Annotated in this window: 21 protein-coding genes; 8 read left to right on the top strand and 13 right to left on the bottom strand. The window is 68.6% G+C overall.

Annotation, left to right across the window (positions count from 1 at the left end; translation table 11 throughout):
- Positions 1–154: 154 nt before the first annotated feature.
- Positions 155–1,504 (bottom strand): serine hydrolase domain-containing protein, encoded by a 1,350-nt coding sequence (locus tag AB0P21_RS33865; protein ID WP_363702126.1) that lies wholly within the window; start codon positions 1,502–1,504, stop codon positions 155–157.
- A gap of 83 nt (positions 1,505–1,587) precedes the next feature.
- Between AB0P21_RS33865 and AB0P21_RS33860 the strand changes: the two genes are divergently transcribed.
- Positions 1,588–4,890 carry a BTAD domain-containing putative transcriptional regulator gene (locus AB0P21_RS33860; RefSeq protein ID WP_363702124.1) on the top strand — a complete coding sequence of 1,101 codons (3,303 nt, stop codon included), beginning with the start codon at positions 1,588–1,590 and terminating at the stop codon, positions 4,888–4,890.
- On the opposite strand, the gene AB0P21_RS33855 is transcribed toward AB0P21_RS33860, so the two are convergent.
- Positions 4,873–5,499, bottom strand: coding sequence for a TetR/AcrR family transcriptional regulator (locus tag AB0P21_RS33855; protein WP_363702122.1), 627 nt, complete (start codon positions 5,497–5,499; stop codon positions 4,873–4,875). The genes AB0P21_RS33860 and AB0P21_RS33855 overlap by 18 nt on opposite strands.
- Before the next feature lie 129 nt (positions 5,500–5,628).
- On the opposite strand from AB0P21_RS33855, the gene AB0P21_RS33850 reads away from it, so the two are divergent.
- The gene (locus AB0P21_RS33850; RefSeq protein ID WP_363702120.1) at positions 5,629–7,209 is read left to right on the top strand and encodes an AMP-binding protein; all 1,581 of its coding nucleotides are present in this window, start codon (positions 5,629–5,631) and stop codon (positions 7,207–7,209) included.
- Positions 7,206–8,384, top strand: a complete 1,179-nt coding sequence (locus AB0P21_RS33845; RefSeq protein WP_363702118.1) for a lipase family protein — start codon at positions 7,206–7,208, stop codon at positions 8,382–8,384. Before AB0P21_RS33850 ends, AB0P21_RS33845 begins: the two co-directional genes overlap by 4 nt.
- Before the next feature lie 54 nt (positions 8,385–8,438).
- Here the strand turns inward: AB0P21_RS33845 and AB0P21_RS33840 are convergent, their stop codons facing one another.
- The 4 genes from AB0P21_RS33840 to AB0P21_RS33825 all read right to left on the bottom strand — a co-directional run bounded on the left by AB0P21_RS33840 (position 8,439) and on the right by AB0P21_RS33825 (position 12,428).
- Entirely contained in the window at positions 8,439–9,266 is an 828-nt protein-coding gene (locus tag AB0P21_RS33840) for an ABC transporter permease (RefSeq protein ID WP_363702116.1), read from the bottom strand.
- On the bottom strand, positions 9,263–10,249 hold the full coding sequence (locus AB0P21_RS33835; protein WP_363702114.1) for an ATP-binding cassette domain-containing protein: 987 nt from the start codon (positions 10,247–10,249) through the stop codon (positions 9,263–9,265). The genes AB0P21_RS33840 and AB0P21_RS33835 overlap by 4 nt, the downstream gene beginning before the upstream one ends.
- Positions 10,250–10,362: 113 nt before the next feature.
- Positions 10,363–11,709 carry an MFS transporter gene (locus AB0P21_RS33830; protein WP_363702112.1) on the bottom strand — a complete coding sequence of 449 codons (1,347 nt, stop codon included), beginning with the start codon at positions 11,707–11,709 and terminating at the stop codon, positions 10,363–10,365.
- Positions 11,706–12,428 carry a GntR family transcriptional regulator gene (locus AB0P21_RS33825; RefSeq protein WP_363702110.1) on the bottom strand — a complete coding sequence of 241 codons (723 nt, stop codon included), beginning with the start codon at positions 12,426–12,428 and terminating at the stop codon, positions 11,706–11,708. Before AB0P21_RS33825 ends, AB0P21_RS33830 begins: the two co-directional genes overlap by 4 nt.
- 207 nt (positions 12,429–12,635) lie before the next feature.
- Between AB0P21_RS33825 and AB0P21_RS33820 the strand changes: the two genes are divergently transcribed.
- The 3 genes from AB0P21_RS33820 (at position 12,636) to AB0P21_RS33810 (ending at position 15,855) form a co-directional block, all read left to right on the top strand.
- Positions 12,636–14,087 carry a S8 family serine peptidase gene (locus AB0P21_RS33820; protein WP_363702108.1) on the top strand — a complete coding sequence of 484 codons (1,452 nt, stop codon included), beginning with the start codon at positions 12,636–12,638 and terminating at the stop codon, positions 14,085–14,087.
- 185 nt (positions 14,088–14,272) lie between these two features.
- Positions 14,273–14,779 (top strand): SigE family RNA polymerase sigma factor, encoded by a 507-nt coding sequence (locus AB0P21_RS33815; RefSeq protein ID WP_363702106.1) that lies wholly within the window; start codon positions 14,273–14,275, stop codon positions 14,777–14,779.
- Between the two features lie 11 nt (positions 14,780–14,790).
- Positions 14,791–15,855: a hypothetical protein gene (locus tag AB0P21_RS33810; RefSeq protein WP_363702104.1), complete on the top strand. Its 1,065-nt coding sequence runs from the start codon at positions 14,791–14,793 to the stop codon at positions 15,853–15,855.
- 40 nt (positions 15,856–15,895) lie between these two features.
- Here the strand turns inward: AB0P21_RS33810 and AB0P21_RS33805 are convergent, their stop codons facing one another.
- From AB0P21_RS33805 to AB0P21_RS33790, 4 genes are all read right to left on the bottom strand, one after another.
- Complete coding sequence (locus tag AB0P21_RS33805) at positions 15,896–17,254, bottom strand: dihydrolipoamide acetyltransferase family protein (RefSeq protein WP_363702102.1); 1,359 nt, start codon at positions 17,252–17,254, stop codon at positions 15,896–15,898.
- Entirely contained in the window at positions 17,254–18,228 is a 975-nt protein-coding gene (locus AB0P21_RS33800; RefSeq protein ID WP_363702100.1) for an alpha-ketoacid dehydrogenase subunit beta, read from the bottom strand. The genes AB0P21_RS33805 and AB0P21_RS33800 overlap by 1 nt, the downstream gene beginning before the upstream one ends.
- A gap of 1 nt (position 18,229) precedes the next feature.
- Positions 18,230–19,306 carry a pyruvate dehydrogenase (acetyl-transferring) E1 component subunit alpha gene (pdhA, locus tag AB0P21_RS33795; protein WP_363702335.1) on the bottom strand — a complete coding sequence of 359 codons (1,077 nt, stop codon included), beginning with the start codon at positions 19,304–19,306 and terminating at the stop codon, positions 18,230–18,232.
- A 449-nt stretch (positions 19,307–19,755) separates the two neighbouring features.
- The gene (locus AB0P21_RS33790; protein ID WP_363702098.1) at positions 19,756–20,982 is read right to left on the bottom strand and encodes a phytase; all 1,227 of its coding nucleotides are present in this window, start codon (positions 20,980–20,982) and stop codon (positions 19,756–19,758) included.
- A 132-nt stretch (positions 20,983–21,114) separates the two neighbouring features.
- Between AB0P21_RS33790 and AB0P21_RS33785 the strand changes: the two genes are divergently transcribed.
- Together AB0P21_RS33785 and AB0P21_RS33780 are read left to right on the top strand one after the other, a co-directional pair.
- On the top strand, positions 21,115–22,056 hold the full coding sequence (locus AB0P21_RS33785) for an EamA family transporter (protein ID WP_363702096.1): 942 nt from the start codon (positions 21,115–21,117) through the stop codon (positions 22,054–22,056).
- A 559-nt stretch (positions 22,057–22,615) separates the two neighbouring features.
- Positions 22,616–23,194, top strand: a complete 579-nt coding sequence (locus AB0P21_RS33780; protein WP_363702094.1) for a hypothetical protein — start codon at positions 22,616–22,618, stop codon at positions 23,192–23,194.
- A gap of 198 nt (positions 23,195–23,392) precedes the next feature.
- Here the strand turns inward: AB0P21_RS33780 and AB0P21_RS33775 are convergent, their stop codons facing one another.
- The 3 genes from AB0P21_RS33775 to AB0P21_RS33765 form a co-directional block, all read right to left on the bottom strand.
- Positions 23,393–24,196, bottom strand: coding sequence for an SDR family NAD(P)-dependent oxidoreductase (locus AB0P21_RS33775; protein ID WP_363702092.1), 804 nt, complete (start codon positions 24,194–24,196; stop codon positions 23,393–23,395).
- Positions 24,193–25,275 (bottom strand): histidinol-phosphate transaminase, encoded by a 1,083-nt coding sequence (hisC, locus tag AB0P21_RS33770; protein WP_363702090.1) that lies wholly within the window; start codon positions 25,273–25,275, stop codon positions 24,193–24,195. Before hisC ends, AB0P21_RS33775 begins: the two co-directional genes overlap by 4 nt.
- 193 nt (positions 25,276–25,468) lie before the next feature.
- Entirely contained in the window at positions 25,469–26,341 is an 873-nt protein-coding gene (locus tag AB0P21_RS33765; RefSeq protein ID WP_363702088.1) for an arginine deiminase family protein, read from the bottom strand.
- Between the last annotated feature and the right edge of the window lie 80 nt (positions 26,342–26,421).

Genomic DNA, 26,421 nt, shown 5'->3' with positions numbered 1-26,421 from the left:
GTCGTTTTTTTTGCGTACCGGTTTGGGCGGCCTCGCCGCCTCATCTCCCGACACCGTGGAAATGGGAGAGGCCCCACCGGAGTGGGGCCTCGCGCTCAATCGCCTCAGGCGACCGACGGTTGTCGACAAACGTAGCCAGTGAGCTACCTCGGGGTCAAAGCTTCAGCCACTCACCGAACGCATATGGCTGACGGGTGCAGAGGTAGGTGGCCCAGTGGAGCGTGGTCGGGGTGCCGGTCTCGTCGCGGGTGATGCGGAGGAGTTCGCCGGCTTCGCGGCCGGAGACTGTGCGGTAGATGTCTTCGGAGACCTTCTCGAAGACGGCCGGGGGTTTCCAGTCGGGGGCGCCTTGGGCGGTTGCCTGGAGGGTGCCGCCGGAGATGGAGAAGGTGAACGGGCTGCCTTCGGAGAACCAGGTGCCCAGTACGCCGGTGAGGTCGGCGGGGACCGTGCTGCCAGGGGTCCAGGCAGCGGGCTTCTCTGGGTCGTCGGTGAGGACCTTGAGGAGCAGGTCGGTGGCCAGCCCGGCCGGGTCGGGAGCCGAGGTGGTGTTCATCAGGGCGATGCCGGCCGTGCCCGACGCGCGGTGCACGAAGGTGCCGGTGATGTGGCCGGGCATGCCGCCGGTGTGGCCGACGGTGACGCGGTCGCCGAGGCGGAACAGCATGAAGCCGAGGCCGAAACCGAGGTTCCAGCGCTCGTCGACCATGATCTGCGGCGCGCACATCTCGTCCATGGTGTCGCCGGACAGCACCTCGGCCACCGGGTCGGCGATGAACGACGCCCACTTGGCCAGGTCGCCCGCAGTACTGGCCAGGCCGCCGCAGGCGTTCATCGCGCCGATGTCGAGCACCGGCTCCTTGACCGGCACATCGCTGAACGGCGGCACGTAGTACCCCTGCGCGGCCGGTCCGCCGTCGAAGCTGACCGAGGTCCGGGTCATCTCCAGCGGCCGCAGGATCCGCGCCTGCACCGACTCGTACCAGCTGCGCCCGTCGAGCCGCTCGACCACCTCGCCGAGCAGCGAGTAGGCCAGGTTCGAGTAGTGGAACCGGTGGTGTGGCTTGCCGATCCGCTCGGCCTCGTTCCAGCCGGTCAGCAGCTGGTCGCGCCCGGGGAACGTCATCTGGTCCCAGACGTCGCCGACCGGTTCGCGCTGCATGCCGCTGACGTGGCTGAGCATCTGCCGGATGGTGACGCCGCCGTGCTTGGTCTCGGGCAGCAGGGTGTCGAGGTGGTCGTCCAGGCTGAGCTTGCCCTCGTCCCGCAGCGCCATGATCGCGACCGCGGTGAAGGTCTTGCTGTGCGAGGCGATCAGGTACTGCGTATCGGCGGTCGGCGCGACGCCGGGCTGGTCCAGATCGGCCGAGCCGACCCCTTCGGACCAGGCCAGCGCGCCGTCACGGGCGACGGCGCCGACGAGTCCGGGGACGCGGCCTTTGGCCTGGCGTTCGGCGACGATCCGGCTGAGGGCGGACTGGGTCTGAGCGGAGATCTCGGTCACCAGCCGACACTAAGGCATTTCCAGCGCCTGCGGATGTGACAAACGACAGGGGTTAGGACGGGCGGATATGGGAGGCTGGTGGGGTGCGCATAGCGGTGCTCGGTCCTCTCGCGATGTGGGCGGCCGACGGATCTCCGCTGGACGTCCGCGGAGTCCGGCTGCGCGGCCTGCTCGCCAGGCTGGCGCTGAGCGCGGGCCGGCCGGTCGGGGTCGAGACCCTGGTCGACGACCTGTGGGGCACCGGAGCACCCAGTGCCAACGCTTTGCAGTCCCTCGTCTCGCGGCTGCGGGCCGGCCTGCCCGCGACCGAGTCGAGCATCTCGGTCCAGTCCGGCCCGGCCGGCTACACGCTGACCATCTCGCCCGAGTCCGTCGACGCGCTGCAGTTCGAAGAGCTGGTACGCCGCGGCCGCCTGCTGCTGAGCACCGACCCGGACCAGGCCAAGGCGCTGCTCACCCAGGCCGAGCGGCTCTGGCGCGGCGACGCGCTGGCCGATCTGCGGGACCTCCCGTTCGCCGCGATCGAGGCCGACCGGCTGGAGGAACTGAAGCTGGGCGCCTCGGAGGATCTCGCCGAGGCAGCGGTGAAGAGCGGCAACGCCCGTGAGGTCACCCCGGAGCTGGAACACCTCAGCGTCACCCACCCGCTCCGCGAACGGGTGCACGAACTCCTGATCAGAGCCCTGTACGCCGACGGCCGGCAAGCCGAGGCGCTGGCGGCGTACGAGCGGGTGCGGACCACCCTGGCCGACGAGCTGGGCGCTGATCCCGGCGCCAGACTCCGCGACCTGCACGTCTCCGTACTCCGCGGCGACGCGATCGACCCGGTCGCCACCACCGCCGCAGTACCGGCTGCTCGGAGTGCTGCTCCGCGCAACAACCTTCGCGCTCCGATGACCAGTTTCGTCGGCCGGGCGGACGACGTCGCCGAGCTGGCCCGGCTGCTCGGCAACGGCACTCGCCTGGTCACCATGGTCGGCCCGGGTGGCTCCGGCAAGACCCGGTTGGCCACCGAGACCGGCCGGTCGCTGGTCGAGCACACCGGTGACGGCATCTGGTTCGTCGAGCTGGCCCCGCTTGCCGACGCGGCCGACGTCGCGCCCGCGATCCTCGGCGCTCTCGGCGCCAGCGAGTACGTCGACAGCCTGCAGACCGGTCTCGCCCCGAAGTTCCCGACCAGCCGCGCGGCCGCCCAGCGACTTGTCGACGTGATCGCCGATCGCCGGGTGCTACTCGTGCTCGACAACTGCGAGCATCTCGTCCAGGAGGTGGCCGACCTGGTCGACTCGCTGCTCGCGTCCTGCCCCCGGCTGCGGGTGCTGGCGACCAGCCGCGAGCCACTGAGCATCCCAGGCGAGCATCTGCACCAGGTCGGCCCGCTCGGCCTGCCGCCGATCGACAGCGAGGACGACAGCTACCCGTCGATCCAGCTGTTCGTCGACCGCGCCCGCGCAGTACGGCCGGACTTCGCCGTGATCGACAAGAACCGGCAGGCGATCGCCGAGATCTGCCGCCGCCTCGACGGAATGCCGCTGGCGATCGAGCTGGCCGCGGCCCGGTTGCGCGCGCTCACCCCGCCGCAGATCGTCGAGCGCCTCAACGACCGATTCCGCCTGCTCACCAGCGGATCCCGGACTGCCCTCCCCCGGCACCAGACGCTGCGCGCAGTAGTGGAGTGGAGCTGGGACCTGCTCGGCACCGACGAGCAAGCGGTCGCCCGGCGGCTCTCCCTCTTCTCCGGTGGCGCGACCCTCGAAGCCGCTGAGCAGATCTGCAGTGGGCCCGACCTTCCGCCCGAGGCGGTACTCGGAGTGCTTGCCTCCCTGGTCGACAAGTCGCTCATCGATGCGACCGCTGACGAGCGATCGGTTCGCTACCGGATGCTCGAGACGGTGAAGGCGTACGGCGCCGAGCAGCTCACGGCGTCGGGCGAGACCGACCAGGTTCGCGCGGCGCACACGGCGTACTTCAGCAAGATGCTGCAGCAGGCACGGCCCAACCTGCACACGGGCGAGCAGTTGCAGTGGATCGCGCGCTTGGACACGGACAACGAGAACCTGCTCGACGCGCTACGGACAGCAGTCGACACTGGTGATTCGCAGCTGGCGCTCAGCCAGGTCTCGGTGCTCGGCGAGTACTGGAACATGCGCGGCCGGCCGGCCGAGGCGGTCGCCTGGTTCGAGGCGACGCTTGCCCTCCGCGGGCCGAGTGATCCGATGCTGCGGGCGATGACGTTGATGATGTACGCGATCGGCACGCTGTCGAACGGGGAGGATCCGTCGGCCCAGTTCGGCGGGGCGATCCGCGGGCTGGCCGAAGTACGGTGGCTGAGCCGGCGGCACCGGGTGGTGGCCGAGTCGGGCGTCGGCCGGTTCACCAACGCGGTCTGGGCGATGGTCCGCCGGGACAAGGCGACCTGCTTCCGCGAGCTCGAGGCGGCCCGGCACCACGAGGACGCCTGGACCCGGAACATGGCCGTGATGATGACGGCGATGTTCCGCGAGAACGAGGGCGACCCCGAGCAGATGGTCACCGATCTGGGGACCGCGCTCGACGGCTTCCGCGCCCTCGGCGATCGTTGGGGTACTTCGCTGGCCTTGCGTGGACTGTCCAACCACCAGGCCGTCATCGGCGATCACCACGGCGCATTGGCCTCGCTGACCGAAGCTTTGCGGTTGGTGGCCGAGCTGGGTACTACCGAAGGCGTCGCGCAACTACTTGCCCAGTCGGCGCTCAGCCGGGCCGAGCTGAACGACTACGCCGGTTCTCGCGACGATCTGAACCGCTCGCTGCAGCTCGCCGAGGAGCACGGAAGCCTTGGTGGGCAGGCGATCGCGCTGATCGGGTTCAGCGTGCTGGCCCGGCGGGAGGACCGGCTGGACGAGGCCAAGGAGCTCGCCGATCGCGCCTACTCGATGCTCGACCTGGTGGCCGAGCGGATCGCTCCGCACGGCCAGGCGTTGGTGCTCGCGCAGCTCGGCCGGGTGGCCGTCGCGCGGGGCGAACTGGCTGAGGCCCGCGGCTACAGCAAGCACGCCGTCGAGTTGGCGCTCAACACCGACGACATGCCGCTTGCCTCGGGCATCGTCGAGGCGGCCGCAGAGGTGGACCTGCTGGCCGGCGAGTACGAAACCGGCGCGCGGATGCTGGGGGTCGCCGCCGCGATGCGCGGGATGCGGGCCGTGCCGGATTCCGAAGTACGCCGTACCGTCGAGCGGTTGCGCACCGAGCTCGGCGACACCCGATACGAGAGCGTCTACGACGCCGGCGCGAGTCTCAGCCGCGACGACGCGACCGACGAACTGCGCAAGCGTTTCGACCTGCCCGGTCCGCCGGACCTCGACGCCATCCTCCGCGGCCGGCGAGGCTCAGCTCAGCATCAGTGAGACGGCCAGCTCGCGCAGCGCCGTCTGGACCTGCTGCTCCGGTGGGCGTGGGTCGGTCAGCATCCAGTCATAGACGACGGTGTTGACCGCGCCGATGAAGCACAGGCCGAGGAAGCGAAAGTCCTTGTCGGTCAGCTCGTTGCGCGCGACCGCCACCTCGCCGACCCCGACCACGCTGGAGATCAGCAGCTCGCGGAAGGCGATCCGCTGCTCCTCCACCGCGGGGCTCGCGCCGACCACCTCGACGAACGAGATCCGGGCCCTGCGCAGGTCGGCCATCACGGTCCGCAGGTAGCCGTCGACGGCCGCCACAATTCTTTCCTGGACCGGCGCGTCGGCGGTCGCCACCAGCGCCTCACCGGTACTGCGGACCGCCACCTCGATCACCTGGGCGTGCACGGCGAGCAGCACGGCTTCCTTGTTCTGGAACTCGTGGTAGAAGTGCCGGGTCGACACTTTCGCCAGTGCACACAGCCGTTCCACCGAGGTCGCGGGGTAACCCTCGGTCCCGAACAGTTCCAGCGCGGCATCCAGCAGGCGCTCCCGTCGCGCCGCCTTCCACTCCTCGACGGAGCGTCCGGAATAACGGCGTGCGGAGGGTTCGCTCATTGCACCTCTTGTCGATACCCCGTGCGTGAACTCTTGCCATCTTAGCCAGATCGGTCCTACATTACTGACCAGTTTCCAAGTGAAAAGCCCGCTTTTCACTTGGTCTGGGCACGATTCCCGGGAGGCGCCATGAGGCCGGCCGACACCCTGCGCGCGATCCGGGTACTGCGCGGCGCGGGACTGCTCGATCCGAAAAGACCCGTTGTCACACTGACCAGCTCGTTGGCGATGCGGCGGCTCGGCCCGATCGCCGGCGCGGCGCACATCGCGGCGCGGCGCGATCCTGCCGACCTCGCGCTGATCGACGAGCTCGGCGAGCTCAGTTACGGCGACCTGGATCGCCGGGCGAACGCGCTGGCTCGCGGCTGGGCGGCGGCGGGCGTCGAACCGGGGCACGTGATCGGCGTGCTCTGCCGCGACCATCGTGGCACGGTCGACGCGATGATTGCCTGCGGCAAGCTTGGCGTCCGGCTGGTGTTGCTCAACACCGGCTTCAGCCGGGTGCAGTTGGCCGATGTCGCCAGCAGGGAAGGAGTTTCGGCGCTCGTCTACGACGAGGAGTTCGAGGAGTTGCTGTCCGCAGTACCGGCTCGAGTGCGGCGGTTCGTGGCATGGGGATCTTCGAGTGAACTTGAAGCTTTGATCGCGTCGCACGACGACGGGCCGCTGAAGGTGCCCAAGCAGCAAGCCGGGATGGTGTTGCTGACCGGCGGCACCACCGGTACGCCGAAAGGCGCGCCGCGGCAGGTGCGGTCACCGCTGATGGCGGCGCAGTTCCTCGACCGGGTGCCGTTGCGGCGGGGCGACACCGTCTTCATCGCGGCGCCGACCTTCCATGGCACCGGGCTGACGCAGTTCATCATGACGCTTGCGCTCGGTTCGACGATCGTCGTGCGCCGCCGCTTCGACGCGCACGCGACATTGGCGGCGATCGCGCGGCATCGGGTGACCGCGCTGATCGTCGTACCGACCATGTTGCAGCGGATCCTGGCGGCTTCGCCGGCGCAGTACGACACCAGCTCGCTGCGGGTCATCATGAGCGCAGGCGCCTTGCTGCCAACGGATCTGGGCAATCGGACGATGGCCGCCTTCGGCCCGGTGCTGCACAATCTCTACGGCTCCACCGAGTGTGCGGTCGCCACCGTCGCGATGCCTGACGACTGGCTGGCCGCACCCGGTACTGCGGGTCGCACGCCGGTCGGCTGCCACGTCCGCCTGTACGACGACTCGGGCCGGCTCGTCTCGCGACCGAACACCACCGGGCGGATCTTCGTCGGCAACGGGCTCAGCTTCGGCGGCTACTCCGGTGGCGGCCACAAGGACATGATCGACGGGCTGCTGAGCACCGGCGACCTCGGTCATCTCGACGCGAGTGGCCGGTTGTTCGTGGACGGCCGCGACGACGACATGATCGTCTCCGGCGGCGAGAACGTCTTCCCGATCGAGGTCGAGAACCTGGTCGAGGCGATGCCCGGCGTGGCCGAGGTCGCGTCGCTCGGCGTACCGGACGAGGAGTTCGGCCAGCGGCTGCGGCTGTACGTCGTACTGGCCGATGGCGCGTCCCTCGACGGCGAAACGATCCGCAGTCACGTTCGGGAGAACCTGGCGCGTTACAAAGTCCCCCGCGACGTCGTTTTCCTCGATGAGCTCCCCCGCACCGCAACCGGCAAGGTCTCCCGCCCCCACCTCACGGCTAAGGACAACGGATGAAACGTCAGCTACTCACTGCCCTCGTGGTTTCACTTGGCTTACTTGCGACTGCTGTACCACCAGCTGGTGCTGCTCCGGCCGCTCTGGTCGAGCCTGACCAGGACACGTTCTACCAACCAGCCGCTGGATACGAGTCGAAGGCACCCGGGACGGTGCTGAAGAAGCGGCCGGTCACGGTGACCGGGCTGGGGATTCCCATTCCGGTGAAGGCGTTCCAGGTGCAGTCGCGGAGTACGGATGCGAAGGATCGACCGGTGACCGTGGTGTCGACGGTGATCGTGCCGCTGACGCCGTACCTCGGGGCGCGGCCGTTGCTGTCTTATCAGCCGGCTACTGATTCGCTGGGCGATCAGTGCAACCCGTCGTACACGTTGCGGACCGGGTTGGAGAAGGAGTTACCGCTGCTGGCTCTCGGCGTGGCGAAGGGCTGGGCTGTGGTGGTGACGGACTACCAGGGTCCGCGCGATGCTTATGGCGCTGGACGGATGTCCGGGCACGCCGTGCTGGATGGGATCCGGGCGACGCTGGCTTCGCCTGAGGCCGGGCTGTCCGCTCGGACGAAGGTCGGGATCTGGGGATACTCCGGTGGCGGCCTGGCGACTGGGTGGGCGGCTGAGTTGCAGGCGTCGTACGCGCCTGAGTTGAATCTCGTGGGCGTTGCTTCGGGTGGTACTCCGGCCGACCTGGCGGCGGCCGGACGCCAGATGGACGGCGGGCCGTTTGCCGGGTTGTTCCTGGCTGCGGCGATTGGGGTCAGCCGGGAGTATCCGGAGCTGCTGTCGATCTTCAACGCCAAGGGGCGTGGGCTGATCGCGGCGATGGACGATCTCTGCGTGGTCGAGGAGGCGCTGTATGCCTTCCACAGCGTCAAGCAGTACTCCGATTCGGCTGACCCGCTGGCCGAGCCGGTCGCCCAGCAGGTGCTGGCCATCAACAAGATGGGGTCCACCGGCCCGAAGGCTCCGGTCTACCTCTACCACTCGAAGTTCGACGAACTCATCCCGTGGGCTGTCGGCAAGAACCTGAGCGATGCCTGGTGCGCCAAGGGCACGAAGGTCGCGATGTCCACCGACTACGCCAGCGAGCACAACGTTCTCGCGGTCACCGGCGCACCCGCTGCCGTCGCGTATCTCAACGCTCGCTTCCTCGGCCTGAAAGCTCCCACTACCTGCTGAACGAACAAACAGCCGGTGGACGCCTTGGGCGCTCCACCGGCTGTTCGTTTGTCCTCAGGTGCGCTGGCGGTAGGCGCGGATTGCGAGCGGAGCGAAGACTGCTACCAGCCCCACCATCCACGCGACCGTGATCAGCAGCGGCTTCTGGACGTCGCCTCCGAGCATCAGACCGCGCATCGAGTCGACCAGGTAGGTGAGCGGGTTGATCTTGGTCCACGCCTGGAGGAAACCGGGCAGGGTGTCGGACTGGACGAAGATGTTGCTGCCGAAGGTGAGCGGGAACATCACCAGGAAGGCGATGCCCTGGACGCCTTGAGCGGTCTTCAGCTTGAGGCCGAGCCAGACCCAGATCCAGCACAGCGACAGGGCGAAGAGCAGCACCACCAGGCAGGCGAGCAGGCCGTTGCCGACGCCGTTCTCGAAGCGGAAGCCGAGGATGAAGCCGGTCACCATCAAGATGACGATCGAGGTCAGGTAGCGGACCGTGTCGCCGAGAACGGCGCCGATCAGTGGCGCGACCCGGGCGATCGGCAAGCTGCGGAAGCGGTCGAAGACGCCTTTGGCGAAGTCGTCGTTCAGGCCGACGCCGGTGCCGAGGGTGGAGAACACCACCGACTGCACGAGGACGCCGGGCAGCAGGTAGGGCAGGTAGTCGTGCCAGGTGCCGCCGCCGGCGATCGCGCCGCCGAAGACGAACAGGAACAGCAGCAGGAAGATGATCGGCTGGAACGTCACGTCCGCCAGCGCTTCGGGATTCTGCCGGATCCGGACGATGTTGCGCCAGGCAAGCGTCAGGCTCTGCTCGGCCCAGGCGAACGGGCGGTTGCGGCGGGCCGCGTGGGCGGCCGGAGTGCCGGTTGGTTCGAGTGTCGCGGTGCTCATCGGCCCGCTCCTTCCAGTACGGCGTTGTCCTGTACTTCGGTGGCGTGCCCGGTCAGGGCGAGGAAGACCTCGTCGAGACTCGGCAGCCGCAGCGCCAGCTCGGTGACCGCGATGCCGGCCTCGTCGAGGCGGCGGACCACCACCGGCATCGACGTACCGTCCGGCACCGGGACGCTCACCAGCGCGTTCACGACATCGACCGTCGGCCGGACGCCGACCGCCTCGGAGACGATCGCGGCGACCCGCTCGAGGTGACCCGGCTCGGCTGGCCGGACGTCGAGCGACTTCTTGCCGGCCTGCGCCTTGAGCTCGGCCGGCCGCCCTTCAGCGACCACCCGGCCCTTGTCGAAGACCAGCAGCGAGTCGGCCAGCGCATCGGCCTCCTCCAGGTACTGCGTGGTGAGCAGCACCGTCGTACCGTCGAGCACCAGGTTGCGGATCGTGTCCCACACCCCGTTGCGGGCGTGCGGGTCGAGACCGGTGGTCGGCTCGTCCAGGTAGAGGATGCTCGGGTTGCCGACCAGGCTCGCGGCCAGGTCGAGGCGGCGGCGCATCCCGCCGGAGTACGTCTTGGCGATCCGATCCCCTGCGTCGGACAGCTCGAAACGCTCCAGCAGTTCGCCGGCTCGCGCCTTGGCCTGGGCTCGCGGCAGGCCGAGCAGCCGGCCGATCATCACCAGGTTGCGGCGGCCGGACATGTCCTCGTCGACCGAGGCGTACTGCCCGGTCAGGCCGATGATCTCGCGGACCCGCGGCGCTTCCCGGACGACGTCGAACCCGCCGACGGTCGCGTGACCGGCATCCGGCCGCAGCAGCGTGCCGAGAATCCGGACCGCGGTGGTCTTGCCGGCGCCGTTCGGGCCGAGGACGCCGAGCACGGTGCCGGTCGGCACGCTCAGATCCACGCCGTCCAGCGCGGTGGTACTGCCATATTTCTTGACCAGACCCTCGGCCGAGATGGCGAGCTGGTTCGTTGTGGACATCGGTTCCTCCCAGATGGCTACTGCTTACTGGGACTACCGTGCGTCCACCCGCTGTCAGGTGCCTGGCACTGGGCTGACAGCCCGTGCCAGGCGCTGGCACGGGCTGTCTCAGCTCAGCTGCCGACCTTGGCGAACTCGCCGGTGTCGTTCTTGAGCGGCACGATCTGGTTCGCCCGGAGCGCTTCGTAGATCTCCGGGTTGTACCGCGCGAGCGTGGCGCGCGCCTTGCGGCGGTAGCGCAGGATCTGGCTGGTGCCGACCGCCCACAGCACGTACTGGAAGGCCAGCGCGGTCTTGAAGTCACCGAGGGTCTGCGGCGCGCCACCGGACGAGGCGTCCAGCAGGATCCCGACCATCCCGATGCAGATCAGCATCGCGATGAAGCCGCCGGTGTTGACCATCCCGTTGGCCGCGCCGAAGCGGGTCGTCGGGTTGAACGTCCGGGCGTAGTCCAGCCCCAGCATCGAGCCGGGCCCACCAGCAGCCTGTACGACGATCAGCAGGAGCAGCACCGGCATCGGGGCCCGGCCCGGCCACGCCAGTACGACGGTCCACATCAGCACCGATCCGCCGATCACGGCCAGCACGATCCAGGACCGGTAGAACGGGAACTTCGCGGCGTACCGGCCGACCAGCGGGCCGTAGCAGAACCCGGCCAGCACCGGCAGGATCAGCATCGCCGCGGCCGTGGTCGGTGCGACGCCCTGCCCCTGGACCAGGAAAGGGTAGCCCCAGAGCAGTCCGAAGGTGCCGCCCGAGAAGCTGGTGGTGAAGTGCGTCCAGAGGCCGAGGCGGGTGCCCGGCTCCTTCCAGGCTCGGCGCAGGTTGCGGCGGACCAGAGCGATCGGCTGCTTCGCGCGGTGCGGCGATACGTCGTACGGGCTGTCCTTGAGCAGGAGGAGGACGGCCAGGCCGGCCACCAGGCTGAGCACGCTCGCAGCGGCGAAGGTGGGGGTCCAGCCGAACGCATGGAACGCGGCTGCCATCGGCACTGTCGAGACGATCGCGCCGAGGCCGCCGAGCATGCCTGTCACCTGGGACATCACCGGCTGCTTGAGCGCGGGGAACCAGGACATGACGACGCGCAGCACGCTGATGAAGACCAGCGCGTCGCCGACGCCGAGCACTGCTCGCGCAGCCAGGGCCGCGGGGTAGGAGTCGACCAGGCTGAAGGCCGACTGGGCAACGAACAACAGACCCGAGGCGGCGATCAGCAGCCGCTTCGAGCCGTAGCGGTCCAGCAGGATGCCGACCGGCACCTGCATCGCGGCGTACACGGTCAACTGGACGACGGTGAAGCTGGCCAGCGCGGACGCCGAGATGTCGAACCGCTCGGCCGCCTGCAGACCGGCGACGCTCATCGAGCCGCGGTGCAGCACGGTGACCAGGTAGGTGAAGACAGCAGTAGCCCAGACCGCCCAGGCTCGCCGACCGCCCAGGGGGAAGAGGAGTTCGGTCACTGCCAGCCCCGCAGATCCGTCGCGGCGACGTGGATGTGGTCGATGACGAGCTCGCGGAAGCGCTTGGCGCTGTTGCCGCCGAGCGCGTCGATCATCTCCTGGTGGGCGGCGATGGACTTGTCCATCCGGGCCGGCTGCATCTCGATCCCGGGCACGCCCATCCGGACCTGCCGGTCGCGCAGGCTGTTGTAGAGCTTGGCCAGGATCTCGTTGCCCGCGGCACCGACGATCGCCTCGTGGAAGACCCGGTCGGCAAACAGGAACTGCTTGGCGTCCCCGGCCTTTCGGTGATCGCGCATCTCCTGCACCAGCGGGACCAGCTTCTCGGCCAGCTGCTTGCGGCGCGGCCAGACCTTCGCCGCGGCGTGCGTCTCGATCAGCTCGCGCGCCTCCAGTACGTCGTTGACCTCCTGGGCCAGCACCGGCAGGACGAGAGCGCCCTTCTTCGGGTAGAGCTTGACCAGGCCGGACTCCTCCAGCCGCAGCAGCGCCTCTCGGACCGGAGTACGGGAGACTCCGACGGCGGCCGCCAGCTCCCCCTCGGTCAGCAACTCGTTGCCGGGGTAGACCCGGTCGAGGATGGCTGCCTTCACATATGCGTAGACGCGCTCCGCCGCGGGGATCTTCTCCACCCCGGGCGCCGCATCCGCGACTATTCGTGCGATTTCGGTTGTCTCGTCGCCCAGCACCAACGCGCTGGTCGGACCCTCGCTGACCACAACACCCTCTCAGATCACGTATCTCTGTTGTATCTATCTTACATACCAAGTTATCCACAGGCATATCCACAAATGTGGGGAGTTGTGGACAGCGTCGTCATTAGTGCAGGGTTTCCCGTGTCTTGGCTTTGCCAGGACCTGCGACGGCCACCGGCGATCTAGGCTCTGGCCAGCGTTCCCGTCCGACCGCCTTCACGAGGAGATGTCTTGTCCCCACGCTCTCGTACCCGCCGGCTGAGCGCCGGCCTGGCCGTCGTGGCCCTGGCTTTCGCCGGCGCCGGCACTGCCGCTGCCCACGCCGCGCCGCTGTCCCCGTCCGCCACGGCCACCGCCGCGGCCGAGCCGGGCATCCTGATGAACTACGTGGTCAACACCAAGCCGGTCCCGATCCACATCGACCGGACCGAGCAGGCGATCGAGGCGGCCGGCGGCAAGGTCGTCCAGTCGTACGGCGACCTGGGCGTGATCATCGCGCAGTCGACCAGCCCGACCTTCCGGACCGACGTGAAGCTCGGCAAGAACGGCAAAAGCGTTCAGACCGTCGGTGCCACCCGCACCACGGCCGTCACCGAGGGTCCGGTCGGCGCGGCCGCCAAGCCCGCCACCACCAAGGGTCTGCAGGCCAACGAGTCCGTCCCGGCGCTCGACCCGCGCGAGGGCGAGCAGTGGGACATGGTCCAGATCAAGGCCGACAAGGCGCACGAGCAGAGCGACGGCAGCAACCGCGTTTTGGTCGGCATCAACGACTCTGGTGTGGACGACACCCACCCGGACCTGGCGCCGAACTTCGACGCCGCCAACTCGGTCAGCTGCAACAACAACGGCGTACCGGACACCACTCCCGGTGTCTGGCGGCCGACCACCAGTGACCACGGCACCCACGTGGCCGGCACCGTCGGCGCCGCCCGCAACGGGGTCGGCATCGTCGGCGTCGCGCCGGGTGTCCGGATCGCCTCGGTGAAGGTCGTCAACGACGACGGCTACATCTTCCCGGAGTACGCGATCTGCGGCTGGGTCTGGGCCGCCGAGCACAAGATGGACGTGACGAACCACAGTTACTTCATCGACCCGTGGGAGTTCTGGTGCAACGACGACGGTGACCAGGGCGCGGTCCAGGAGGCCGTCCGCCGGGCCGTCAGCTTCGCGACCAGCAAGGGTGTGCTGTCGGTCGCTGCCGCCGGCAACGCGAACTACGACCTGGCGAACAAGACCACCGACACCGCCAGCCCGAACGACGGCACCCCGATCAGCCGGACGATCAACAACGAGTGCCTGGACATCCCGACCGAACTGCCGGGCGTCCTCACCGTGGCCAGCACCACCCGCGCCGGGATCCGCAGCGGGTTCTCCAACCTCGGTCTGAACAAGATCGACGTGGCGGCGCCGGGCAGCAGCATCCTGTCCACGATCCCCGGCGGCAAGTACGGCCTGAAGAGCGGTACGTCGATGGCGTCGCCGCACGTGGCCGGGGTGGCCGCGCTGATCAAGTCGAACCGCCCGTGGCTGAAGCCGGCCGAGATCGAGAAGGCGCTGCGGGTCGACGCCGACGACACGGCCTGCCCGGCCGTCGTCGACGCCCGCTGCACCGGCACCACGGCCAACAACGCCTTCTTCGGCGAGGGCCTGGTCGACGCGCTGGACGGCGTCAAGCGCTGGTGACCCCCGCCCTCGGCCGACTCGGCTGAGCGCGGCGCACGGTCAGAGAGAGGGGATCCCCCGCCCGGGATCCCCTCTCTCCTTTTGTGTCCGGGCCGGCCACTGTCTCGCGAACTGCCCCCACCAGAGGTGCAACCTGAAGGAACGGGCCTTCCGTCTTGAGGGGGACATGGAGAGTGGAGGCGCGGATGGCGAAGCGGGACAAGGCGTTCGTCGAGTTCGTGGAGGCGGCCGGTCCGTCGCTACGGAGGACGGCGTACCTGATCGGCGGCGACCGGCACAAGGCGGACGACGTCGTCCAGGAGACGCTCTACAAGCTGTACCTCGCCTGGCCGAAGGTGCAACGGGCCGGCAACCCGTTCGCCTACGCCCGCCGGATGCTGGTCAACGTCGCGTACGACAGTGGCCGGCGGCCCTGGCGCCGGGAGGTCACCAGCGCCGAGGTCCCGGATTCTGCCGTCCACGGCGGCGACTTCGCGGCCGGGCACGCTGACCGTGACGAAGTGCTCGAAGCGCTGCGAGCACTGGCGCCACGGCAGCGTGCCTGCGTCGTCCTGCGGTACTACGAGGACCTCTCGGTCGAGCAGACCGCGGAGATCCTCGGGTGCTCGGAGGGCACGGTGAAAAGCCAGGCCGCCCGCGGCCTCGACACTCTCCGCAAGGCCATCGATCGGCGACGGAGTCCGGCGCTGTGAAGGAGAACGAGATGGAAGACACCCGCACGGTCAGCGCTGAACTACACCGCCTGACCGACGCCGAACCACTGGACCACTTCGACACCGCGACGGTCCTCACCCGAGGCCACCGCGGCCTGCGCCGCCGCCGCTTCCTGGGTGCGGGCGGCGCCATCGCCGGCGTCGCGGTGGTGGCCCTCGCCGTCGCCGTCATCCCCAACCTCACCCCGGGCGGCGACGAGCCCGGTGTAGCCGGCACCGAGAACTCCCAGTTCAGCCCGGTCCCGGGGGTCCCCCGCGGCGAGGACGGCGCGGCCCAGCGGATCTCCAAGCAGGAGGCCGAGCGCCGCTGCTCGTTGCGGTACCCCGGTGTGGAGACCTCGCTGAAGGGAACTACCGGCTTCCGGTCGGTGAGCTCGCAGTTCTTCGCACCGAAGGGCGGCGGTTCCGGCGGGCCCTACTTCTGCACGATTCCCGGCGGGGACAAACCGTCGGCCGCGCTGGTCGCTGCCGCGAAGGCGGATCCGCTCCCGAAGAACGCGGCCGACCAGCTTCGCAACTGCTCGGTGAACGCGTGGGTCGACATGACCAAGTGGCACATCCAGGTCTCCGACCGGCTGAATCTGGAGAGCGAGAAGAACTACCGCGGATTCTCCCGCGCGCTACTGATCGCGACCTCGCCGTCCGGCAGGACAGCGATCGCCTGCCAGTTGCCGACGGACGAGGTCCGGGGCTCCGGCTACGGCTGGGGGGTCACCGCCTTGCGCCTCGACGACCTCGGCACGGACTACCCACGGATCCAGTGGCCTGACGGGTCTCTCGGCAAGGAGATCGCCACGATTCTTCCTGAGGGTACGGACTGCGAAGGCACGGTCTGCGGCCGGTCGCTGCCCTCTGGTTGGGGGCGGGCACCGGTCGGCACCGCCAAGATCGTGGTGCAGATCGGCTCCGGCCCGAAGTACGAGTCGCCGCTCGAGGGCGGCTGGTTCGCCTTCACCGCGCTCGACAAGAACAGTCACTCCAGCAACGAGTCGCTCAAGGTCAGGGCGTACGACAAGGATGGCAAGCTCCTCGGCAAGCTCTACCCCGAGAAGTGAGCGGGACGCCGGCCCGGGACTGCCCGGGCCGGCGTGCCCGTCAGAACATCAGGGCGCGAGCCGGGTCTTCCAGGATGCTCGCGACGTCGGCGAGGAAGGTGGAGCCCTTCTCGCCGTCGATCAGGCGGTGGTCGAACGACAGCGCGAGAGTGGTGATCCAGCGCGGCACGATCTGGTCGTCCACCACCCAGGGCTGCTTGCGGACCGCGCCGAAGGCGAGGATCGCGGATTCGCCCGGGTTGATGATCGGTGTGCCGGCGTCGATGCCGAAGACACCGACGTTGGTGATCGTGAACGACCCGCCGGCCTGGTCGGCCGGGGAGGTCTTGCCCTCGCGGGCGGTGGCGACCAGGCCGTTCAGGGCGCCGGCCAGCTCAGGCAGGGTGAGCGCGTCGGCCGACTTGATGTTCGGCACGATCAGCCCGCGCGGGGTGGCCGCGGCGATCCCGAGGTTGACCGAGCCCTTGAGCACGATCTCCTGGTTCGCCTCGTCCCAGGTGGAGTTGATGATCGGCGTCCGGCGGGCCGCCAGGGTGACCGCCTTCGCGACGATCAGCAACGGCGAGACCCGCAGGTCCTTGAACGCCTTGTCCTTCTTCAGCCGCTCGACCAGCTCCATCGTGGCGCTGACGTCGACGGTGATCCACTCGGTCACGTGCGGCGCGGTGAACGCGGAGTTCACCATCGCCTGCGCCATCACCTTGACGACACCCTTGATCGGGATCCGGGTGTCCCCCTGCGCGCTCACCACCGGCGCGGCAACAGCTGCCGGCCGTTGGGGTGCGGAGGTGTGGTTCTCGACGTCGGCGCGGGTGATGATCCCGCCCGGACCGCTGGCGGTCACCTGGCCGAGGTCGATGCCGAGATCCTTGGCCAGCTTCCGCACCGGCGGCTTGGCCAGCACGTGCACGGATCCCTGAATTTCATTGCTTTGGACAACAACTGGTTCAGGCTCTGGAACTACTGCTACTGCTACTGGTTCTGCTGCCGCAACAGCACCGCCCTTGCGGGGGCGGCGCTTGGCTTCCGTCGTCTTCGGGCCGTAGCCGACCAGCACCGCGGTGCGCCCACCCGGGGCGGCACCGCCGATCTTGCCGGGCTCGATGGCCTCGTCCTCGTCAGGGATCGACGGGATCAGGTCGGCGGCCGCGCCGTCGTCGGCGGTCTGCACCGAGATGATCGGCGTACCGACGTCGACCGTCTCGCCCTCCGGCACCAGAAGCTCGGCGACGACACCCGCGAACGGGACCGGCAGCTCGACCAGCGACTTCGCGGTCTCGATCTCGACCACGGTGTCGTTCAGCTTGACCGTGTCGCCGACCTTGACCTTCCAGCTGACGATCTCGGCCTCGACCAGGCCTTCTCCCACGTCGGGGAGGCGGAACTGCTGGATCCCCATCAGTACCCCATCACCCGGTCGACGGCGTCGAGTACCCGGTCCAGGTCGGGCAGGTACTCCTCCTCCATCCGCGACGGCGGATAGGGGGTGTCGTAGCCGGTGACCCGCAGTACCGGCGCCTCGAGGTGGTAGAAGCACTCCTCGCTGACCCGCGCGGCGAGCTCCGAGCCCGGGCCGAGCGACAGCGGCGCCTCGTGCACGACGACCGCGCGCCGGGTCTTCTTGACCGACGCGAAGATGGTCGCCAGGTCCAGCGGCGCGACCGAGCGCAGGTCGACGACCTCCAGGTTGCGGCCGTCCTCGAGCGCGGCCTCGGCCGCCTGCAGACAGGTCTTCACCATCGGGCCGTAGCAGAACAGCGTCGCGTCGGCGCCCTCGCGGACCACCTTCGCCTTGAACAGCGGGAACGGCTCCGCGTTCTCGTCCAGCTCCGCCTTCTCGTGGTACCGGCGCTTCGGCTCGAAGAACACCACCGGGTCGTCGGTCGCGATCGCCTGCTGGATCATCCAGTACGCGTCGACCGGGTCGCCGCAGGTGACCACCTTGAGACCGGGGACGTGCGCGAACAGCGTCTCCGGCGACTCCGAGTGGTGCTCGACCGCGCCGATGCCGCCGCCGAACGGGATCCGGATCACGATCGGCATCTTCAGCTTGCCCATCGACCGGTAGTGCATCTTGGCGACCTGGTTGATGATCTGGTCGTACGCCGGGAAGACGAACCCGTCGAACTGGATCTCGCACACCGGCCGGTAGCCGCGCAGCGCCAGGCCGACCGCGGTGCCGATGATGCCGGACTCGGCCAGCGGGGTGTCGATCACCCGGTCCTCGCCGAAGTCCTTCTGCAGACCTTCGGTGACCCGGAAGACGCCGCCGAGCTTGCCGATGTCCTCGCCCATGATCAGGACCTTCGGGTCCTTCTCCATGGCGGCCCGCAGGCCCTGGTTGATGCCCTTGCCCAGGCTGATCTTCGCCATCTCACTGCTCCCCTTCGAAGGAGGCGGCATAGGCGTTGTACTGCGCCTGCTGCTCGACCAGTTGCGGGGTCTTCTCGACGTACGCGTGCTCGAAGAAGTCGTTCATCTTCGGGTCCGGCATCGCCAGGCAGCCGGCCCGCAGCGTGGCGGCGACCTGGTCGGCCTCGGCCTCGATCTGCTCGAAGAACTCGTGCTCGACGCCGATCGAGCGGGCCAGGTAGGCCTTCACGCGCTCGATCGGGTCCTTCAGCTTCCAGTACTCCAGGTCCTCCGACAGCCGGTACTTCGTCGGGTCGTCCGACGTCGTGTGGGCGCCCATCCGGTAGGTGTAGGCCTCGACGAAGGTCGGGCCGCTGCCCTCCCGGGCGCGCTTCAGCGCCTGCTGGGTGACGGCGTACGTCGCCAGCACGTCGTTGCCGTCGACGCGGACGCCGGGGAAGCCGAAGCCGGCCGCGCGCTGGTACAGCGGGATCCGGGTCTGCCGGTCGATCGGCTCCGAGATGGCCCACTGGTTGTTCTGGCAGAAGAAGACGACGGGTGCGTTGAAGACCGAGGCGTAGATGAAGGCCTCGTTCACGTCGCCCTGGCTGCTGGCGCCGTCGCCGAAGTACGCGATCGTCGCCTCGCCGTTCTCGTCGCCGACCGCGTGGTCGCGCTGCTGACCCATCGCGTACCCGGTCGCGTGCAGCGTCTGGGCGCCGATCACGATCGTGTAGAGGTGGAAGTTGTTGTCGCGCGGGTCCCAGGCGCCCTGGTCGACGCCGCGGAACAGGCCGAGCAGATTCAGCGGGTCGACACCCTTGCACCAGGCCACGCCGTGCTCGCGGTACGTCGGGAAGACCATGTCGTTGGTCTTCAGCGCCCGGCCGGAGCCGATCTGGGCGGCCTCCTGACCGAGCAGGGAGGCCCACAGACCGAGTTCACCCTGGCGCTGCAGGGCAGTCGCCTCGGTGTCGATCCGGCGGACCATGACCATGTCCCGGTAGAAGCCCTTGATCGCCTCGTCGTCGAGGTCGAAGGAGTAGTCCGGGTGCTCGACGCGCTCACCTTCAGGCGTCAGCAGCTGGACGAACTCCACCTCCTCGACAGGCTGGGCGGGACTGACCGGCGCCTCACCGGGCGCGAACACTTCCGGGGCAAGGCCCGGCACCGACTCACTCACATGCACTCCTCGGGGTTCGAGCGCGGGATCGCCGCGTCCGCAACGTTGCACGGGCCCCGGCCCAGCCAGCCGGGTGAGGCTTCGCAGGCGGGACCGCGTGGATCCAGGTTGATGCAGGGTGGTACTCACCGCTGGGCAGCGGACCTCCTCACTGGTACCACTGCCCATCTTGCCGGACACCGTACCCAGCAGGTTGCTGATCCGCTAACTGTCTGGACGCCGACTTGTACGCCGGTACCGAAAGCCGTCTCACGATGAGACACCAGTCCATCCACTGGTCATATCCGGGCCGGTCGCACGCCTGAATCCCGACGGTGTAACACGGATGAGCCACGGGTGCGATTTGTGTCACAACCCGGTACCGATCAGGGCAACTGCTCCAGGCGTACCAGTTTGAAGTTGGTCCCCTCCCGGTCAGCGTCACCCGGGGTGTTCTCACCGTCATGGATCGCCAGCAGACCGTGCGGGAAGAGCGGGCCGAGCGGCTTGGTGGTGACCGCCGCGCCGTCACTGTGCTGTACGCCGTCCGCCGCCTGACCGTCGACCACCTGGAAGCCGTCGCGGTACTCCAGCCCCTTCGCGGTGATCCGGTAAGCGGCGAAGGTCGAGTCACCCTGGCTGGACGCGTAGAGGGTCTTGGCGGCGCCGCGATAGGCGATGGTCAGGCCCTCCGCGTCAGCGCTCAGGTGCTTGCCGCCGTCCGGCGAGACCGGGCCGGTCGGGGCGCATTCCTCGGTCGCTTCGTCGTACGCCGCCGGCTGGCCGAACTCGCGCGTCTTCTCCAGCAACACCGGCTTCCCACCGAGTGGGAGCCGCCAGACGCCGACGTCCTCCTGCGCGGCGTACAGAGTGGCGTTGGTCTGGTCGAACACCATGCCCTCGAACTGCGGCCGGTCGCCCGGGTCCTCACACGGCGACCAGGTCGATCCGTTCTTCAACCGGAAGGTCGTCGGCAGGTCGAACTGCTTCACCGCGCGATAGCTGACCTTGCCGCCACGCTCGGCCACCAGCCGGAACACCCCGATCCGCGCCTCGCTCCGCCGGCTGACCGCGACGAACGCCTGACCGCCGAGGTTGATCGTCGCCACGCCGTACGCCGTGCGCTGCTCCTCGACCTCCGCACTGTTCTTACTGAAGACGAGAGGAGCCGTGGCACTGGTGACGTCCTCGACGCCCCGCTCACCGACGGAGTACACCCGGAGCTTGTCCAGCCCCCGATCGGTCACCACAGCCAGATCCCGCCGCTTCCCGCCCAGCACCACACCGGTCACCACATCAACGTTGTTGAACCGCCCGTTTTCGGGCGTTGCCACCCGCTGCACCTCTTTACCGGTCAGGTCGAAGACGGTGAGCCCACCTTCTTTCAACGTCCCCAGCACCAGGCTCTTCACTGGTCGCGCCTGGTTGACCCAGATCGCCGGGTCATCAGCGTTCGCGTCGCCACCGGCCTCGTCATCCCAGTTGGGCGCCGTCTCAGCCACCGCACGAACTGCCGCGACTCTCCCTACCTCTTCTTTCTGTACTGAAGCGTGGGCATTGAGTGGTGCTGCCACCGTGACGGCCAGTGCGGCGGCAAAGAGATGGATGCGCATGGGGTCAGCGTCACCTCGGCGCATGACCACCAACCGACCAGCAGGTGAAAAGTCTCTTGTCGACTCCCACCCCCCAGGTCTACTGTCAGCATCGTTCCTGCATTTAACTCATGACAGCGAGAGGACCCGCGCATGGCCGCCGCGCCCGTAGTACTGCCCGAGAGCGTCGCCGCCAAGCAGGCCTCCGCAGCGATGATCTGGTCGGCGCTCGCGGTCGTCTACGTGGTCTGGGGCTCGACCTACCTCGCCATCCGGGTGGTGGTCGACGCGCACATCCCGCCGATGCTCGGGATGTCGGCCCGCTTCCTGGTCGCCGCCGTGCTCCTGGCCGCCTTCCTGGCGCTGCGCTCCGGCCTCGGCCGGCTCCGCGTCACCCGCCGCGAACTACTCGGCTCGGCCGTCGTCGGCCTCCTTCTTCTTGCCTTCGGCAACGGCGCGGTGGCGATCGCCGAGCAGACCGTCCCGTCCGGCCTGGCCGCGCTGCTGATCGCCGCGGTCCCGCTCTGGCTGATGCTGCTCCGGGTGGGCGGCGGCGAACGCCCCCGCCCGCTCACCTGGCTCGGCGTCCTGATCGGCTTCGGCGGCGCCGCGTTGCTCGCGCTGTCCGGCGGCGACACCACCGCGAAGCCGCTCTCGGTCGCGATCCTGGTCGCCGGCACGATCAGCTGGGCGGTCGGCTCCCGATTCTCCCCGCGCCTCGGCCTGCCGAAGGACCCGCTGGTCGCGACCCTGTACGAGATGGCGATCGGCGGCGCCGCGATGGTCCTGATCGGCGTCCTCCGCGGCGAACCGGGCCGGCTCGACCTCGGCGCGATCCACTCCAGCGGCTGGATCGCGCTGGCCTACCTGGTCGTCTTCGGCTCGCTGCTCGCGTACTCCGCCTACTCCTACTTACTGGCGAACGCCCCGATCTCGCTGATCGGCACCTACGCCTACGTGAACCCGGTGGTCGCGGTCTTCCTCGGCTGGCTGGTGCTGAGCGAGCGCGTCACGACCGAGATCCTGCTCGGCGGCGCGGTGGTCGTCCTCGGCGTCGCGCTGGTGGTCAGCGCCGAACGCCGCCGTACGGCGTAGTCACCCGCCGGGCGCAGCCCGCTCGGCTCACCCGGTAGTCACCCGCCGGGACTCACCCCGGGAAAGGGAAAGACCCGGGCTCCCATGGGGTGCCCGGGTCTCCCACCGCTGCCGATGCGCGCGGCAGCGGGACCGTGTTGCCAGGCCGGCGCCATGCCCCGAAAAAACACGGCGCGAACTCCGGCAATGATGCGTGACAATCCGTTGTGTCGTGGTATTGCCCATTTCGCCGGCCACCGAGCCCGCCGAAAATACCCATCAAAGACAGGCAGTACTTCGCCTGCGATCACACAACGAGGAAACTGCCGATCGGTTACGGCTGTAACAGAACCGAATTGTTCTCACCTCCCGGCTACCTGCGAGTTGCCTTGGCCGAGCGACAAGTTGCCTGGTCAGAGACAGATTCCTGCGGCGGCAGCCAACCCATCATCCGGCTGCTATGACTTCCGCGCTATTCCCGCCTGCGCCGAAAAAATGACCACGAATTCTGTAACCCGCCCAGCTACCTGTCGTTACCCACTAAGACGAATCCGTCATACCCGAAAGGAAACCTCGCATAATGCAGGTAACACGCAAGATCGCCGCCGCAGCGGCAGTGGCGACCGTTGCTACGCTGGGCCTGGCCACCGTCGTTAGCGCGAACATGATCGACGACAGCACCAAGGCCACCAGCGCCGCCGACGCTTCGGCGCTGACGGGTGCCACCAAGGGCGGCAAGCACTGGTACTGGGTGAAGAACAACGGCGGCCTGGTCGCCATTGACAACACCAACCTCGGCCCGTTCCAGGCCTGCCACAACTTCGTCCCGGTCAACGCGGTCGGCGCGCAGGTTCCGGTTGAGGACATCACCGGCGTCATCGGCTTCGGCGCGAAGGACAACCACGCCACCGCCGTCAAGACCTGCGAGCAGAGCTCGAAGGCGAACAGCTCGAAGTGGTACCGCGTTGGCGACGACGGCCTCGTGTCGGTCTCCAACACGAACGTCGGCCCGTTCCAGGCCTGCCACAACACCATCCCGGTCAACGCCGTGGGTGCGCAGGTCCCGGTCAGCGACATCACCGCGCTGCTGGGCGTCGGCGCCAAGGGCAACTCGTCCGACGCGCTGAAGACCTGCGAGCAGGACTCCTCCGCCAACTGACCTCCCCTCCCTGGTCAGTGACGTAGGACACCGGACGGATCGCCTCGGTGGGGTGATCAACCGGTAGCAACACCTTGAAGCGGCATCGGGAAGCAAGCCTCACTCCTTCCCGGTGCCGCTTTCTTGGCTCCAAGCTCTGTTCAGTACGACACTCGCTCGGCCCCCGTCCCAGCGGGGGCCGAGCGAGTGCGTGCTTCTTCAGCCCGGCAGATCTCTCAGATCGAGCACACTGCCCGTCGGGTACCGCGCGGCGATCACCGCCCACAACCCGGCCGCCGCCTCCTCCGGTGTGATCAACCCACCGGAGCGCTTGAGCTCCCGGAACCGCTCGACGGCCGGAAAGTCCTGCTCGTCCACAGCCCGGATCTCGTCCTGCATCGCCGTGTCCACCACCCCCGGCGCCACCGCAACCACCCGGCAGCCCCGCACCGCCCCGGCACCGCCTTGCTCTGCCCCATCGCCGGCCCCAGCCCCAGCCGCAGCCGCAGCGCCTGCGCCTGCGCCATCGTCCACAGCGGCTTGCTCCAGCCCGACCGACCGCACCCAGTGCTCAACGGCCGCCTTCCCCGCGTTGTAAGCCGACCACCCCGGATAAGCCTTCGAAGCAGCCCCCGACGACAGCATCACCAGATGCTTCTCACAATCGAGCGCCGCAGTAGCCCGCAAGAACGCCCGCCCCAACACCTGCGGCGCCGCCGAGTTCAGCAGCACCGCCCGCGCATAGGCCGACGCATCCACCGTCGCGGCCGGCCCGATCGGCACAACCGTGCCCGCGTTGTGCACAAAGATCACCCGCTCACCATCGAACCCGGCAAGCTCCGCGACGAAGTGCTCCTCGACCCGCTGCCAGTCCGCCGGATCCGCGAGATCCGCCGCGAAGTGCTCGACCACTCCACCCCTCCGGGACAGGTCGATCACCCGCGCGTCCGCGTACGGCGTACTGACGGCGAGCGCCGCCCCGATCCCGGATGACGCGCCCGAGATCCAGATCAGGTTCCTCACTGGCGCCAGGCGCACGCGATCGTCAGGAAGAGGTCGTTGGCTTCGCGCTCACCGATCGTCACCCGAGCACCCTCGCCCGGGAACGGCCGGACCGAAACGCCCTCGGCCTGGACCGCCTCGGCGAACGCGACAGTCTCGTCACCCAGCGGCATCCAGACAAAGTTCGCATGCGTCTCGGGGACGTCCCAGCCGGCCGCGCGCAGCTCGCCGACCACCCGGGTCCGCTCGACCACGAGGTCCTCGACCCGGTCCAGCAGCTCCTTCTCGGCACGCAGCGACGCGACCGCGGCGGCCTGGGCCACCTCGCTGACACCGAACGGCAATGCGCACTTGCGGATCGCAGCGATCACCGGCGGGTGCCCGATCGCATAACCGACCCGGAAGCCGGCCAACCCGTAGGCCTTCGAGAAGGTCCGCAGCACGACCACGTTCGGCCGGTCCCGGTACATCTCGATGCAGTCCGGCGTCTCCGGCTCACGAACGAACTCGCGGTACGCCTCGTCCAGCACCACCAGCACGTTGCGCGGTACCGCGTCAAGGAACGCCTCGAGCTCGTCGCGACGGACGACCGGGCCGGTCGGGTTGTTCGGCGTACAGACCAGGATGACCTTGGTCCGATCGGTGATGGCGGCTTCCATCGCCTTGAGGTCGTGCCGCGCGTCCTCGGTCAGCGGGACCCGGACGGAGGTCGCGCCGGTCAGCTGCACCGCGATCGGGTAGGCCTCGAACGACCGCCAGGCGTAGACGACCTCGTCGCCTTCGCTGCAGGCGGCCTGCATCAGGTGGTAGAGCACGGCGACCGAGCCCGTCCCGATGGCCAGGTCGCCGACCGGTACGTCGAACCGCTCCGACAGCGCCTCGAGCAGCGGCAGCGCGCCCATGTCGGGGTACCGGTTCATGTTCGCGGCGGCCTCGGTGGCGGCGGCGAGCACCCCCGGCAGCGGCGGGTACGGGTTCTCGTTGCTGGACAGCTTGAACGTCGGGCGGCCATCGGCGCGCTCCGGCGGCTTGCCCGGCTTGTAAGCCGCGACATCGTCCAGCACGGAACGGAACCGGACCTCATCGTGAGGGGTCGTCATGCCCGCAGGCTAGCCTCAACCTCGCCGGCTTAGAACCCCAAGGAATCGCACTGGACAAATTGCTCAGTGCCCCTGGGAAGGTGTCACCACCCAGGCATCAAACTGGCCGGGCAACCCGCCCATTCGTCCAGCAAACCAGCTGAACTCTGGGCAGGTGCCCGGCCGACGACTCGCCGTACGGACCTTCTGCGGACTAGCTGGGCAGGATCACCTCGCCACCGGCGAACCCGGCGGGCGTGAGGTCGAAGTCGAGCGGGTTGGTCATGCAGCGCGCCGACCCGCCACCCTTGTGGAACTCGGACAGGTCGACGACGACGATCCGCAGCCCGAGGCCGGTCAGGATCTCGCGCAGCCGCGGCGAGCAGGCCGGCATGATGATCGTCTCGTTCACCACCAGCGAGTTGCCGCTGAACGCGAACGCCTCCTCGTCGGTCAGCACGATCGGGTCCGGCACGATCTCGAACAGCTCGGCCTGGCTGGCCGCGTCCAAAGCCGGCGGGTAGACCATCGCGTGGGTGCTGTCGACCGGGCAGAACGGCAGGTCGAGGTGGTACATGCCCTCGTGCTGGATCCGCAGGCCGCGGACCCGGATGCCCCACTCGGTCGCCAGGTGCTTGAGCGCGTCTACCTGGGTCCGCGGGCCGTAGCCGACCACCAGGCTGTCGCCGAAGACGAAGGCGTCACCGGACTCGAAGTGCGGGCCGACGCCGTCGCTGCCGGTCCGCTTCAGCTCGAAGTCGTGCTCCATGAACCACTCGGCCGCGGTCAGCGACTCCTTGCGGCGCGGCTCGAACCGCATGTGCGAGAGCATCGCCTTGCCCTGGGCGGTGGCGAGCCCGAGGTTCATCGCGTAGACCATGTCCGGCGAGTCTTCGCGCTGGTCCAGCACCTCGACCTCGCCGCCGGCGTCGACGATCGCCTGCCGGAGCGCGTCCCACTGCTTCAGGGACAGCTCGGGGTCGGGCTGGTCCTGGGTCGACATGTACGGATTGATCACGTAGTCGATCCGGAAATGGTCCGGCCGGACCATCAGATAACGGCGACCCCACCCCAGCGGCTGACCCATGTGCACACCTCGTTGCGCTCAGACCGGAGCATTGCCCGATCCCCTGATTGTCCGACAATCAGTCAGTGTGCAGGGTGGCC

The sequence above is a fragment of the Kribbella sp. NPDC056861 genome (assembly GCF_040687575.1).
In the GTDB taxonomy this organism is placed as follows: domain Bacteria; phylum Actinomycetota; class Actinomycetes; order Propionibacteriales; family Kribbellaceae; genus Kribbella.
Note: the sequence above shows the minus strand (reverse complement) of the source record. Positions and strands in the feature narration are given on the sequence as shown.

What these genes read in the sequence shown, in the direction of transcription:
- AB0P21_RS33835 (WP_363702114.1), bottom strand. Translation starts at nt 10,249, where the DNA reads ATGTCCACAACGAACCAGCTCGCCATCTCGGCCGAGGGTCTGGTCAAG.
- AB0P21_RS33805 (WP_363702102.1), bottom strand. Translation starts at nt 17,254, where the DNA reads ATGGGGATCCAGCAGTTCCGCCTCCCCGACGTGGGAGAAGGCCTGGTC.
- AB0P21_RS33840 (WP_363702116.1), bottom strand. Translation starts at nt 9,266, where the DNA reads ATGAGCACCGCGACACTCGAACCAACCGGCACTCCGGCCGCCCACGCG.
- hisC (WP_363702090.1), bottom strand. Translation starts at nt 25,275, where the DNA reads ATGACGACCCCTCACGATGAGGTCCGGTTCCGTTCCGTGCTGGACGAT.
- AB0P21_RS33845 (WP_363702118.1), top strand. Translation starts at nt 7,206, where the DNA reads ATGAAACGTCAGCTACTCACTGCCCTCGTGGTTTCACTTGGCTTACTT.
- AB0P21_RS33765 (WP_363702088.1), bottom strand. Translation starts at nt 26,341, where the DNA reads ATGGGTCAGCCGCTGGGGTGGGGTCGCCGTTATCTGATGGTCCGGCCG.
- AB0P21_RS33815 (WP_363702106.1), top strand. Translation starts at nt 14,273, where the DNA reads ATGGCGAAGCGGGACAAGGCGTTCGTCGAGTTCGTGGAGGCGGCCGGT.
- AB0P21_RS33780 (WP_363702094.1), top strand. Translation starts at nt 22,616, where the DNA reads ATGCAGGTAACACGCAAGATCGCCGCCGCAGCGGCAGTGGCGACCGTT.
- AB0P21_RS33850 (WP_363702120.1), top strand. Translation starts at nt 5,629, where the DNA reads ATGAGGCCGGCCGACACCCTGCGCGCGATCCGGGTACTGCGCGGCGCG.
- AB0P21_RS33790 (WP_363702098.1), bottom strand. Translation starts at nt 20,982, where the DNA reads ATGCGCATCCATCTCTTTGCCGCCGCACTGGCCGTCACGGTGGCAGCA.
- AB0P21_RS33810 (WP_363702104.1), top strand. Translation starts at nt 14,791, where the DNA reads ATGGAAGACACCCGCACGGTCAGCGCTGAACTACACCGCCTGACCGAC.
- AB0P21_RS33785 (WP_363702096.1), top strand. Translation starts at nt 21,115, where the DNA reads ATGGCCGCCGCGCCCGTAGTACTGCCCGAGAGCGTCGCCGCCAAGCAG.
- AB0P21_RS33855 (WP_363702122.1), bottom strand. Translation starts at nt 5,499, where the DNA reads ATGAGCGAACCCTCCGCACGCCGTTATTCCGGACGCTCCGTCGAGGAG.
- AB0P21_RS33800 (WP_363702100.1), bottom strand. Translation starts at nt 18,228, where the DNA reads ATGGCGAAGATCAGCCTGGGCAAGGGCATCAACCAGGGCCTGCGGGCC.